Source organism: Bradyrhizobium sp. BR 10261 (assembly GCF_019455395.1).
Classification (GTDB): Bacteria; Pseudomonadota; Alphaproteobacteria; order Rhizobiales; family Xanthobacteraceae; genus Bradyrhizobium; species Bradyrhizobium manausense.
Map to the genome: position 1 here is coordinate 1 of NZ_JACOFQ010000006.1, position 11,628 is coordinate 11,628.

The window sequence follows — 11,628 nt, forward strand, 5'->3', positions numbered from 1 at the left end:
GATGGTGCGGACGCCGCAGCGGACCGCGCGCGCAATCGCTGGAGCCGTATAGGCATGGGCGAGCACATAGGTCTGCCGGCCCTGTGCTTCGTCGACGATGGCACGGATCTCGTCCTCGGAGTAGCCGAAGGCGCCGACCGGATCGGTCGGAGAGGCCACGCCGCCGGACGCCATGATCTTGATCTGGTCGGCGCCCATCTGCAGCTCCTCGCGGACCGCCTTGCGCACGCTGTCGACACCGTCGGCAACCCGCGCCAGCGCGCCGACCCGCACGCAGCAGGGACAAACGGAATCGCTGGCCAGATAGTCCGAGCGGGCCCGGCCGTCGCCATGGCCGCCGGTCTGACTCAGCGCACGGCCCGAGACGAACAGGCGGGGGCCATCGGTCAGGCCAGTCTCGATGGCCTGCTTCATCGCGTGGCCGGCGCCGCCGGCATCGCGGACGGTTGTAAAACCTCGCCGCAGCATGCCCTTGAGAATCAGCGTCGAACGCAGCGTCACCAGGACATTCGGCATTTTCGCCTGTGCCGCCAGGTTGAGCTCGATCGCGATGGTATGGACGTGCAGGTCGATCAGGCCGGGCATCAACGTCCTGCCCTTGAGATCGATGGTTCGATCTGCGGTAGCCTGGATCGGACGGTCCGAGACCTCCTTGATCATGGCATCCTCGACCAGAACGTCATGGCCGGTCAGCAACTCAGGTCGGAGCGGATCAAGCAGCGCGGCGTTCTTGAAGAGAGTGCTGGGCATGGAGCTTTCCTCTATCAGGCCATCAAAAGCAGCGCCGGCAGCGCGAGTTGGGCAAACGGAAGACACGCGGCCACGTCGTCCCCGTCATACCAGCCGGCTTCGTGAAGCAGGTTGAGCGAGCCGAGCGTGCGGCCGCGCCAGCGCACCGGCATGTTGAGCACGCTGGCGCAGCCAAGCGAGGCGATCAGTGCGTGGTCGGGGAACACGGTGCGCAGATCGTCCTGCGTCCGGCCGATATAGGCCTCGCCGGAATCGAGCACGGCTTCGGTCCACGGTCCCGGCGCGAGGCGCTTGCGACCGCCGGTGGGGTACGGACCCGGCAGATTGGAATACACCCGCGCGGCTTCGAAGGTCGCGCCGTCGTAGGTCAGGATCGTGAACAGCTTGTGCCCGATCGCCGACTTCAGGGCTTCGTCCAGCGCCGCAAAGAGCGCGCCCGGTTGATCCGCCCTGTCCTGCGCCGCCGCAACGGCGCAGAGCAGCGGGTCGGCCGGGCGCCTGGTCGGCCTCATGCTGTTTCACCTGCGGCGATCTCTTCGAGCGAGCGACCGCGCGTCGGCACGCCCATCAAGACGACGGTGACCGCCCCTAACAGCAGCACCGTGGTGGTGACGCCGAACACGCCGGCAAAGCCGAAATTGGGATAGAGGTAGCCGACCAGGATCGGCGAGACGATCGCGCCGATGCGGCCGATGGCGGAAGCAAGCCCGGCGCCGGTGGTCCTGATCGGGGTCGGGAACACTTCGGCGGTGTAGGCATAGACACCGGCATAGGTGCCGTTCATGAACAGCGACAGCAGAATTCCCGCCAGTATGATGTGCTGATCCGTCTGCGCGAAGGCAAGGCCGAGCGCGCTGACGCCGCCGAGCACCATATAGGTCGCAATGGTCGCCTGCCGGCCGATCCGCTCGTTGAAATACGCGGCGCTGAAATAGCCGGGGATCTGCGCGCAATAGATCGCGATCGAATAGCCAAAGCTCTTGGTGATGCTCATGCCGTTCTGGACCAGGAGGCCGGGAATCCAGACGAAGAAGGAATAATAGCTGAAGGTGATCGCAAGCCACATGATCCAGGTCATGATGGTGATACGCGCCTGGCGCGCCGCCAGAAGCGCTGCGAAATTGGCAAGCAGCGTTCCACCGGTGCCGGCGGGAGGGACGACTTCGACCACCGGCGGCGGCAACACACGGCCCTCGCGCGCAAAGACCACCTCGATCCGATCAAGCACGGCCTCGGCTTCCTTCTTCCGTCCGCGGCTCTCCAGCCAGCGCGGCGATTCCGGCAGAGCGCGCCGCCACCACAGCAGCATGACGACAGGCACCGCCGTGATCACAAGCACGATACGCCAGCCATTGTCGTAGGAGGGAACGATGAAGTAGCCGAGCAAGGCCGCGGCCACGAAGCCGAAGGAGAAGAACCCTGCGAGCGCCCCGGTGAAGGCGCCGCGGTAACGTCGCGCCACGAACTCCGCAAGATAGGGCGCGATGATCGCGCTCTCCGCACCCGTGCCCATGCCGGCGATGATGCGGGCGGCGAAGAAGGCCGGCCAGGTATCGACCATCGCGCTGACGATCGATGCTGCGCAATACAGCGCCAGTGCCGACATCATCACGGCGCGGCGCCCGATGAGATCACCGAGCGTGCCGGCGAACAGGGCGCCGAACAGGAAGCCGATATAGGTGCTGCTGCCGAGCACGCCGATCTGGACGCTCGACAGATTCCACGCCGTGCGCAGCACCGGCAGGATGAAGGCCAGCACCGCCGCGTCCATCGCGTCAAACATGTAGCCGAGCCCACCCATCAGCAACAGATGCGTGTGGAAGCGTGCAAACGGAAGGCGCTCGATGCGCGCCGATATCATCGACATGAATATCCCCTCGATCCCGGCGGGCCGGCACCCGCTTGTCGTTCGGGAGGAAATCATAGACAGAATGACGTTATCGTCATAATTTATAATGATGATCTAGTACATCACTGCGGTGAATATCCGTGTCCTTCCGCGCGCTCGACCTCAACCTGCTGAAAGTCTTCGAGGCATTGATGACCGAGGGCAGCGTCACGCGCGCGGCGAGCGCGTTGACGATGACCCAGCCCGCCGTCAGCAACGCGCTCGCACGCCTGCGCGATGCGCTCGGCGATCCGCTGTTCGTACGGTCCGGCACCGGGATCCGTCCGACCCAGCGCGCCGTCGTTCTCTGGGAGCCGATCGGCGAGGCCCTGGAAAGCGTCCGCAGCGCGCTCGACGAGCAGGTGTTCGATCCGGCTCGCGCCCAGACCGAGTTCACCCTGTCGATGTCGGACTACGTCGCCTCGCTGGTGATGCCGAATTTGTTGAACCATCTCGGCGAGATCGCGCCCAAGACGCGGGTCCACACCGTGCCCAACACCATCCTGGAGATCGCCGATCAGCTCGAGGGCAATCGGGTCGATTGCGTGCTGAGCGTCTATGTCAACGAAGCGCAGCAGCCGACGGCGATTCGCTCGCGCTCGCTCTGGACCGTCGATTATGCCTGCTTCATGCGGCGCGGCCACCCGCTCGCCGCCCAGAAGCGGCTGAGCACGCGCGCCTTCCTGAACGCCGGGCATGTCGACGTGACCCTGGCCGGCAAGCGGGCGCCGACCTACGATCTCTTCCTGGCCTCGCGCGGGCTGTCGCGCAATTTGGTCGCGACCGTCAATCATTACAGCGCCGCCTATGAGATCGTGCGCCAGACCGATCTGATCGCCGTGCTGCCGAGCGATCTGCGTTCGCAGTCGCGTCACGCGCCGTTCCTGCATGCGATGCCGCTGCCGCTCAAGGCGCCGGCGCGGATCGTCAGCCTGTTCTGGCACCAGCGCAACGACACCGTGCCTGCGCAGCGCTGGCTGCGCGAGACCCTGGTCGGAATGTTTGCCAAGTCGGAATGAGCGAAGCAGTGCCTCAACGGACGGCCGACGCATGGAAACGCTCGATGCCGAGATCGCTGATGCGAGTCTGGGTGCCGCCGCCCACGATCAGCTCCGCCATCACGGCGCCGGCGCCGGGCCCGAGCTGGAAGCCGTGCAGCGAGAAGCCGAACTGGTGGTAGAGGCCCTTGTGCCGGCTGCTCGGCCCAAATACGGGGATATCGTCCTTCATCTTCGCCTCGATGCCGGCCCAGGCGCGCACGATGGTGGCGCTGCGCATCACCGGGAACAGCTCGAACACGGTCTGCGCGCTGGTGGCGAGGCTCTTCCAGTCCAGCACCGTCTCGTTGCGATCCTGGTAGGGCGTCGCCAGATGACCGCCGCCGATCAGCACGGTGCCGTTCTTGAATTGCTTGAAGGAGAGCTTTCGTCCACGCAGGATCACGACGGGATCGATGAAGTGCGGCACGCGCGAGGTGATCATCAGCATCGGCGCCACGGTCTCGACCGGCACCGGCTCGCCGAGATCGGCGGCGATCTTGCCGGCCCAGGCGCCGGCGGCATTGACGAGCACTGGCGCGGCATATCCGTCGGCACCGACATCGACATGCCAGAGGCCGTCACGGTGCCGGATATTGCTGGCCGCGACGCCCTCACGCACGGTCGCGCCGAGCTGCTCGGCCTTGCGCCGGAACGCCGTTGTCGTCTGCGCCGGGTTGGCCGCGCCGTCGCGGCGCGACACCACGCCGCCGGGGCAGGTCTCGGCCACCGCGGGCACAAGGCGCCGGAGCTCCGCCGCGTCGATCAGCTCCTCATGGGTAAAGCCGAGCGCGTTGAGTTCGGCCACGCGTGCACGGCAAGCGGCGAGCTCCTCCTCGTTCTCCGCGACCAGCACCTGGCCGTAGCTCTCGAAGCTGCAATCATCGTCGAGGAGATCGGTGATCTTCTCCCAGATGCCCATCGAGCGGATCGAGAGCGGAATCTCGGGGATATGCCGCGCGAGCTGGCGGACGCCACCGGCGTTGACGCCTGAAGCGTGGCGGCCGGCATAGTCCTTCTCGATCAGCACCGGCTTCAGGCCGGCGAGACACAGATGCAGCGTCGTCGAGCATCCGTGGATGCCGCCGCCGATGACGATCGCATCCACTGATGTGGTCATCCGCGCACCACGGCCCTGACGTCCTCTTCCGTTTTCGGGACGGCGGCGAGCTCGGCAAGGGTGATCGGTTTCACCGGTGCGCGCAGACGGTAATAGCCGATCTCCTGCGGGGTCTTAGCCCGCGCCTGCGCCATCAGCTCCGTCACCGTGAGGCCGCAGAGCCGGCCCTGGCACGGCCCCATGCCGGTGCGGCGATAGGCCTTGAGCTGGTTCGGCCCGGTCGCGCCGATCGCAACGGAATCCAGAACATCCTTTGCCGTCACTTCCTCACAGCGGCAGACGATGGTGTCGCCTGAGGGAATGCGGAACTGCGGCGCGGGACGGAACAGCGTGTCGAGGAACACGCGGCCGCGCTCGGCCTTGGCGAGATCGGCGCGGAGCGTCGCCACCGGCGCAAGTTTCGCGGCAGCCGCAGGCGCCAGCGCTTCGATCGCAGCGCGTGCGGCAATGCGACCACGGACCACGGCCGCATTGGCACCACCGATGCCCGCACCGTCGCCAGCGATCGCGATGCCGGCGACCGAAGAATTGCCGTTCGCGTCCAGCACCGGCGACCAGCACAATTGCAGGTCATCCCAGCGATGCTCGATACCGGCCGCCATCGCCAGATTGACGTTGGGCACCACGCCCTGATGCAGCAGCAGCAGATCGGCAGCAATGGTCTCGCGCTTGCGGCCGGCAACGTAGCTGACGCTCGCGAGCTGCCCGTCGCCAGCCGCAGCCAGCTCGGTGATGCCGGAGACGACCTGCACCTTCGCCTTCACCTCGCGCATCATCGACAGGCCCTTGGTGAAATAGGGCGAGGTGAGGAATGCGAAGGCGTGCGGGAGCGCGGCGAAGTAGTTGCCGCGCTCGGTGGTGTCGAGAATGCGATCGATACGGCCGCCGAGGCGCAGGATCTGGGCGGCCAGCAGCCAGAGCAGCGGGCCCTGCCCTGCGATCACGGTGCGACCATCGGGCACCAGGGCTGACGATTTCAGCATGGTCTGTGCCGCGCCAGCGGTCATCACGCCCGGGAGGGTCCAGCCAGGAATTGGGAACGGCCGCTCCAGCGCGCCGGTCGCCAGAATCACGCGCTTGGCCCTGACGAACGCAGAGGCGCCGCCGATCGAGACGGCGATATCGAGATTGCGGTCGAGGCTCCAGACGGTGGCACGATGGATGACTTCGGCCTTGCTCGCGCGGAGTGACTGCACGAGATCGGCACCGACCCAATAATCAGCACCGAGCTGACCACGATCCGTCACCGGCGTCGACGAAATGGCGCGGAATACCTGACCGCCGGGACCGATATTCTCGTCGAGCAGCAGCGTCGTGAGACCCGCCTCCGCGGCTGTGGCAGCGGCGGCAAGACCCGCAGGTCCGGCGCCGACCACCACGACATCGTAGTCTTCGCGCTTGGGAGCGACGCTCATCTTCCGATCTCCCGCTTGCCCTTCTGGATCTCGATCTGCATGCCCTCAGCCACTGGCACGAGGCAGCCCTGGCGATTGCCGACACCGTCGATGGTAACGAGGCAGTCGAAGCACACGCCCATCATGCAGTAAGGCAGACGCGGCGCGCCGCTGATTGCCGTGGAGCGCCGTGCGTCGCGGCCGGAGACCAGCAGTGCTGCTGAAACGGTGTCGCCCTCGCGCGCCGCGACGGCGACGCCGTCGACGAAGATCTGCACTGGAGGACGTTTGTCCTGTTCGGATCGTCTAAACATGGGATGCCTCGTGGCTCCTTAATATCTCTAATAGCCGCTGTTGTTCGCAGCGCCGGCGCCGCCAAAACGGCTGGCCGAGAACGCGCCGACCAGCTCGGGCTCGAGCGCGCCCTGCTCGACCATGCGTGCGATCTCGAAAGCGTGGTTGGAGGCCAGCGTCACGCCGGAATGGCAGCAGGCGACGAAGGCGCCGGGATGCGTCTCCGACTGGTCGTAGATCGGAAACCCGTCCTGCGGCATGACGCGAATGCCGGACCAGCTCCTGACAACGTTGAGCCGTGACAGATGCGGAAACATGCGCTGCGCGCGATCGGCCATCACGCCGCTGATCGACGGCTTCAGCGTACGATCATCGAGCTCGTCCTCCTTGCTGTCGCCGATCATCACCGTGCCCTCGTCGGTCTGACGAATCGTGGTGAGGGGATGCGGCAAAAACGGCATGGTGCGCTCGGTCACCACGACCTGGCCGCGGGTCGGGCCCATCGGTGCATGGAGACCGACCATCGGCGCCAGCGCCTGGTTGGCATTCCCGGCGGCAAGCACGATTTTGACGGCGCGCAGCTCGCCCTGCGGCGTGGTCAGGCGGAATTCGCCGCCACTCTTGCTGATCGCCGAGACCGGACGCTCGGGAAAATAGGCGATGCCGAAGGCCTTGAAGCCGGTATGGAACGCGCGGAACGTCCGCAGCGAATTGACGTGGCCGTCGAGCGGACAATAGCTGCCGCCGGAGACCTCTGGCCCGATCAGCGGCAGCCACTTCTTCACCTCGGATGCGGACAGCATCTCCATCTTGTAGTCGGCCGCGCCGGTCTGGTTGTGCATGCGCTTGACGAGCTCGGTGCGCTGGCCGAACTCGTCATCGCCGAGCGTAAGGTGAAAGCCACCGTTCTGCTGAAGCGCGACATCGAGGCCTGTCTGCTGCTTCAGCTCGGACGCGAGCCGCCCCCAGGCCTGCGAGGCCTGCACCGTCCAGACCGTATAGGCGGGCATGCCGAGACCCTTGCTCTGGACCCAGACCAGCGCAAAGTTTGCACGCGAAGCGCGCTTGGTGATGTCGCCTTCGTCGAGCACAGCCACGCTCTTGCCGAGCCTTCCGAGGCCCCAGGCAATGGCGGAGCCGAGCAATCCGCCGCCGACCACGGCGACGTCGTATTCAGTTCGCATAGGTTCTCCTATCGTCCCGCATCGCCCTTGCCGGCGAGCACGCGGTCGAGCCCGTAGAAGCGGTCGAGCAGAATGAGGGCGGTCATGGTGACAGCGATCACGCAGGCCGAGACCGACGTCACCAGCGGATCGATGTTGTCCTGGATATAAAGGAACATGCGCACCGGCAACGTCTCGGTGCCGGGCGCGGCGAGGAAGACGGTCATGGTGAGATCGTCAAAGGACTGGATGAAGGCGAGCGCCCAGCCGCTGATGACGCCGGGCAGGATCAACGGCAGGGTCACCCGGCGAAACAGCGTCCAGCCGCCGGCACCGAGCGAGACCGCGGCCATCTCGACGGTGCGGTCCATGCCGGTTGCCGCCGCCAGCGTCAGCCGCAGCGCGAATGGAAACACGATGACGACATGAGCGATGATCAGCGCGGCAAAACTGCCGCCGAAGCCAACCGATGTGAAGAAACGCAGGAAGGCGATGCCGAGCACGACATGCGGGATCATCAGCGGCGAGAGGAACAGCGCCGCGAGCGCATCGCGGCCGCGGAAGCGATAGCGCGCGATCGCGAGCGCCGCCGGCACGGCAAACAGCAACGCCACGAAGGACGACAGCGCGCCAAGACCGAGACTGACCCAGAACGCATGGATGAATTCGGGATATTGCGCGATCGCCCTGAACCAGCGCAGCGAAAAGCCGTTGGTCGGCAACGACAGAAAACCCTCGGGGGTGAAGGCGACGAGGCAGACCACCAGGATCGGCGCCACCATGACGATGACGAAGACGGTGTGGAAGATCAGTGCGAGCGGGCCGTTCCGGCTCATCGGAACACCTCCGCATAGCGGCGTTCGATCAGTGCGTTGCTGCCGACCACGATCAGCACCAGCGCGACCAGCAGCAACGTGGCGACGGCCGCCCCCAGAGGCCAGTTCAGCGTGTTGAGAAATTCGTCATAGGCGAGCGTCGCCGCGACCTTGAGCCTGCGGCCACCGATGATCGCGGGCGTCGCAAAGGCGCTGGCAGAGAGCGAGAACACGATGATCGCGCCCGACAGCACGCCCGGCATGATCTGCGGCATGATGATGCGGCGGATGATGGTCACGGGTCCGGCGCCGAGCGACATCGCGGCATTCTCGATCTGCGGATCGAGCCGTTGCAACGCCGCCCAGACCGACAGCACCATGAACGGCATCATCACATGCGCGAGCGCGACGACCATGCCTGTTTCGGTGAACATGAAGGGAATGGGGAAACGGATCACGCCAAGCGTCATCAGAAGCTTATTGACGAGGCCGTTGTTGCCGCCGAACAGCAGCGCCCAGCCGAGCGTGCGCGCCACCACCGAGATCAGCAACGGGCCGAGAATGACCAGCAGGAAAAAGCTCTTCCAGCCGCCGCTCATGCGGTTGAGGATGTAGGCTTCGGGCGCGCCCAACAGCGCGGTGAGCAGCGTGGTCAGGATCGCGATGCGAAAGGTTCGCCAGAACATCTCGGCGTAATAGGGATCGGTCGCGATCTCACGCCAGTTCTTGAGAATGAAGACCGGCTCGATGCCCTTGTACTGGCCCCAATCGTGGAACGACAGCATCACGGTCATGGCGAGCGGGATCACCAGCACGCCGACGAACAGCATCAAGGCGGGTGCCGTCAACGCCCATGGCGCACGCGCGCTGCGCTCCCCGGCGGCCATGCTCATGCGCCAGCCCTCGGGCGCACGCTCATGTCTTGGGGACGCCAGGTGAGGCAAACCGCCTCGCCTTCGGCCGGCTGCGGCTTGCCGTCGTTCTGACGGATCACGATCGCAAGGCCGCATTCGCTCTCGCACTGGAACAGCCAGTGATTGCCCTGGAAGATGCGAGTGACGATCTTTGCGTTAAGGCCAGCATTGCCGAAGCCGATACGTTCGGGGCGAATACTAACGGTGACGGAGCCGCTGAGACCCGCAGGCGCCGGCGCACTCCAGGAGCCGGCCAGGAGTTGCGCCGGCGTGGCGATCCGATCAATCCTGCCGGCAAAGTCGTTGGTCTTGCCCAAAAACTGCGAGACGAACGCCGATGCCGGCTTTTCGTAGGTCTCCTGCGGCGTGCCGATCTGCTCGATCCTGCCCTGGCTCATCACCACGATACGGTCGGACAGCGACATCGCCTCGTTCTGGTCGTGGGTGACCAGGATGGTGGTGGTGCCGATGGTGCGCTGGATCTGGCGCAGCTCGATCTGCATCTCCTCGCGCAGTTTTGCGTCGAGGTTGGACAGCGGCTCGTCGAGCAGCAGCACGCTCGGCTTGATCACCAGCGCGCGTGCCAGCGCCACGCGCTGCTGCTGGCCGCCGGACATGCGGCGGGGATGGCGGTCCTCGTAACCGGCGAGGCCCACCATCGCGAGCGCGGCACGGACGCGCTCAGCCCGCTCATTGCGCGGCACATTGCGCATCTCGAGGCCGAAGGCGACGTTCTCCGCCGCGGTCATGTGCGGAAACAGCGCATAACTCTGGAACACGATGCCGAGGCCGCGCTTGGCCGGGTGGATTGCGGTGAGGTCCTTGTCCTCCAGGCGGATCGCGCCGCGCGTGGGATCGAGGAAGCCCGCGATCATCTGCAAGGTCGTGGTCTTGCCGCAACCGGAGGGACCAAGGAAGGAGATGAATTCCCCCTTGCCGACCGCGAGACTGAAGTCATCGACCACTGTCTGCGCGCCGAATTGCTTGGCGACCCGATCGAGCTCGAGATAGGCCATAGGCTGTCTCCGCCGCGGACGATCAGATCAGCGCTCGACCTCGCGATTCCAGCGCTTGGTCCACTCCTCGCGCTTGTCGTTGATGGCGGTCCAATCCGGATTATAGAGCTTGGCTGCACGCTCGCCGATCGGCGCCATCTTGCCGAGTTCCGGCGGCACCTTCAGCGACTTCAGCACCGGGCCGTAGCCGTAATCCTTCAGCATCACGAGCTGGATCTTTGGATCGAGCAGCATTTTCACGAAGCTGGATGCGAGCGGCGAGGCGTTGGGCTTGTTGATCGGACACGCGGTGGTCAGCAGCGTTGCCGCACCTTCCTTCGGATAGACGAAGTCGACGGGGAAGCCGGTATTGGCAAAGCTCTGCACGCGGCCGGTGCCCCACACCGCGATCACGGCCTGGCCGGACTGGAACAGCTCGGTCATCTTGCCCGGCGACGGTTCATAGGCGAGCACGTTCGGATTGATCTCGTCCTTGAAGATCTTGAAGCCGGAATCGACGTTGGACTCGCCGCCGCCGTTCATCTTTGACAGCATCACCAGCGCTTCGAGACCATAGGTGTTGTTGATCGGCGGGATCACGAGCTGCTTGGCGTATTTCGTGTCCTTCAGATCGTTCCACGAGGTCGGCGGCGCCCAGCCTTTGTCCGCGAATACTTTGGTATTGTACATCAGACCAGTCGCGACGATGCCGATCGCGACCGCGCGGTCATCCTTGAAGCGTGCGGTGTCGTAGAGATCGGCGGTCGGCAGGCCGTCGAGCTTGCCGCAGAAGCCGAGCTGGATCGCCTGATACATCGGGCCGTCGTCGACGATGGCGACGTCGATCTGCTGATTGCTCTTCTGCGCCTGGAGTTTTGCCAGCGTGTCGGTCGAGTTGCCGGCGACGTACTCGACCTTGACGTTGTTCTCCTTCTCGAAGGTCGGGATCACCTCGTCGCGGATGGTCTTCTCGAACGAGCCGCCATAGCCGGCGACATAAAGCGTTTTCTGCTGGGCCCAGACGGCCGTGGGGATGGCAATGAGCGCTGCGATGCTGACCGCGATCAGAAGGCTGGAAGTCTTCATGTGGACCGATCTCCAATACCGGAATGAGGTGACGTGCCGACAAACCCTGCGAGAAGCGACTTGCCGCATTTCCTTCCGCGCCGATCCCCTTTGAAGCAGGGCTCCGGCCCCTGCTCGACGGGTTCTGGCGCGATCTGGGACGTTTTGAGCCCCAATCTGCCGAAAAAGCGGT

The 11,628-nt window shown here is 65.2% G+C and carries 12 protein-coding genes; 1 reads left to right on the forward strand and 11 read right to left on the reverse strand.

What is annotated here, in order from left to right:
* The 3 genes from HYH07_RS08220 to HYH07_RS08230 form a co-directional block, all read right to left on the reverse strand.
* Nucleotides 1-750, reverse strand: a 750-nt coding sequence (locus HYH07_RS08220; protein WP_220002034.1) for an amidohydrolase family protein, incomplete at its 3' end; no start/stop codon positions are given.
* Between the two features lie 14 nt (nucleotides 751-764).
* Nucleotides 765-1,262, reverse strand: a complete 498-nt coding sequence (locus HYH07_RS08225) for a GAF domain-containing protein (protein ID WP_220002035.1) — start codon at nucleotides 1,260-1,262, stop codon at nucleotides 765-767.
* The gene (locus tag HYH07_RS08230; protein WP_220002036.1) at nucleotides 1,259-2,617 is read right to left on the reverse strand and encodes an MFS transporter; all 1,359 of its coding nucleotides are present in this window, start codon (nucleotides 2,615-2,617) and stop codon (nucleotides 1,259-1,261) included. Before HYH07_RS08230 ends, HYH07_RS08225 begins: the two co-directional genes overlap by 4 nt.
* Before the next feature lie 116 nt (nucleotides 2,618-2,733).
* Here HYH07_RS08230 and HYH07_RS08235 point away from each other — a divergent pair, with 116 nt between their 5' ends.
* Entirely contained in the window at nucleotides 2,734-3,657 is a 924-nt protein-coding gene (locus tag HYH07_RS08235; protein WP_057759236.1) for a LysR family transcriptional regulator, read from the forward strand.
* 13 nt (nucleotides 3,658-3,670) lie between these two features.
* Here the strand turns inward: HYH07_RS08235 and HYH07_RS08240 are convergent, their stop codons facing one another.
* From HYH07_RS08240 to HYH07_RS08275, 8 genes are read right to left on the reverse strand one after another with little or no spacing between them, the layout of a single operon-like run.
* On the reverse strand, nucleotides 3,671-4,795 hold the full coding sequence (locus HYH07_RS08240) for an FAD-binding oxidoreductase (protein WP_220002037.1): 1,125 nt from the start codon (nucleotides 4,793-4,795) through the stop codon (nucleotides 3,671-3,673).
* Nucleotides 4,792-6,210: an NAD(P)/FAD-dependent oxidoreductase gene (locus HYH07_RS08245; RefSeq protein ID WP_220002038.1), complete on the reverse strand. Its 1,419-nt coding sequence runs from the start codon at nucleotides 6,208-6,210 to the stop codon at nucleotides 4,792-4,794. The genes HYH07_RS08240 and HYH07_RS08245 overlap by 4 nt, the downstream gene beginning before the upstream one ends.
* Nucleotides 6,207-6,503 (reverse strand): (2Fe-2S)-binding protein, encoded by a 297-nt coding sequence (locus tag HYH07_RS08250; RefSeq protein ID WP_220002039.1) that lies wholly within the window; start codon nucleotides 6,501-6,503, stop codon nucleotides 6,207-6,209. Before HYH07_RS08250 ends, HYH07_RS08245 begins: the two co-directional genes overlap by 4 nt.
* Nucleotides 6,504-6,530: 27 nt before the next feature.
* On the reverse strand, nucleotides 6,531-7,667 hold the full coding sequence (locus HYH07_RS08255; protein WP_220002040.1) for an FAD-binding oxidoreductase: 1,137 nt from the start codon (nucleotides 7,665-7,667) through the stop codon (nucleotides 6,531-6,533).
* Nucleotides 7,668-7,675: 8 nt separating this feature from the next.
* Nucleotides 7,676-8,482: an ABC transporter permease gene (locus HYH07_RS08260; RefSeq protein WP_220002041.1), complete on the reverse strand. Its 807-nt coding sequence runs from the start codon at nucleotides 8,480-8,482 to the stop codon at nucleotides 7,676-7,678.
* Entirely contained in the window at nucleotides 8,479-9,354 is an 876-nt protein-coding gene (locus HYH07_RS08265) for an ABC transporter permease (protein WP_220002042.1), read from the reverse strand. The genes HYH07_RS08260 and HYH07_RS08265 overlap by 4 nt, the downstream gene beginning before the upstream one ends.
* The gene (locus HYH07_RS08270) at nucleotides 9,351-10,391 is read right to left on the reverse strand and encodes an ABC transporter ATP-binding protein (protein ID WP_220002043.1); all 1,041 of its coding nucleotides are present in this window, start codon (nucleotides 10,389-10,391) and stop codon (nucleotides 9,351-9,353) included. The genes HYH07_RS08265 and HYH07_RS08270 overlap by 4 nt, the downstream gene beginning before the upstream one ends.
* A 27-nt stretch (nucleotides 10,392-10,418) precedes the next feature.
* On the reverse strand, nucleotides 10,419-11,456 hold the full coding sequence (locus HYH07_RS08275) for an ABC transporter substrate-binding protein (protein ID WP_220002044.1): 1,038 nt from the start codon (nucleotides 11,454-11,456) through the stop codon (nucleotides 10,419-10,421).
* Between the last annotated feature and the right edge of the window lie 172 nt (nucleotides 11,457-11,628).

Excerpts from the sequence above, each read along its gene's own strand:
- HYH07_RS08225 (WP_220002035.1), bottom strand. The coding sequence starts at position 1,262 with ATGAGGCCGACCAGGCGCCCGGCCGACCCGCTGCTCTGCGCCGTTGCG.
- HYH07_RS08230 (WP_220002036.1), bottom strand. The coding sequence starts at position 2,617 with ATGTCGATGATATCGGCGCGCATCGAGCGCCTTCCGTTTGCACGCTTC.
- HYH07_RS08240 (WP_220002037.1), bottom strand. The coding sequence starts at position 4,795 with ATGACCACATCAGTGGATGCGATCGTCATCGGCGGCGGCATCCACGGA.
- HYH07_RS08245 (WP_220002038.1), bottom strand. The coding sequence starts at position 6,210 with ATGAGCGTCGCTCCCAAGCGCGAAGACTACGATGTCGTGGTGGTCGGC.
- HYH07_RS08250 (WP_220002039.1), bottom strand. The coding sequence starts at position 6,503 with ATGTTTAGACGATCCGAACAGGACAAACGTCCTCCAGTGCAGATCTTC.
- HYH07_RS08255 (WP_220002040.1), bottom strand. The coding sequence starts at position 7,667 with ATGCGAACTGAATACGACGTCGCCGTGGTCGGCGGCGGATTGCTCGGC.
- HYH07_RS08260 (WP_220002041.1), bottom strand. The coding sequence starts at position 8,482 with ATGAGCCGGAACGGCCCGCTCGCACTGATCTTCCACACCGTCTTCGTC.
- HYH07_RS08265 (WP_220002042.1), bottom strand. The coding sequence starts at position 9,354 with ATGAGCATGGCCGCCGGGGAGCGCAGCGCGCGTGCGCCATGGGCGTTG.
- HYH07_RS08270 (WP_220002043.1), bottom strand. The coding sequence starts at position 10,391 with ATGGCCTATCTCGAGCTCGATCGGGTCGCCAAGCAATTCGGCGCGCAG.
- HYH07_RS08275 (WP_220002044.1), bottom strand. The coding sequence starts at position 11,456 with ATGAAGACTTCCAGCCTTCTGATCGCGGTCAGCATCGCAGCGCTCATT.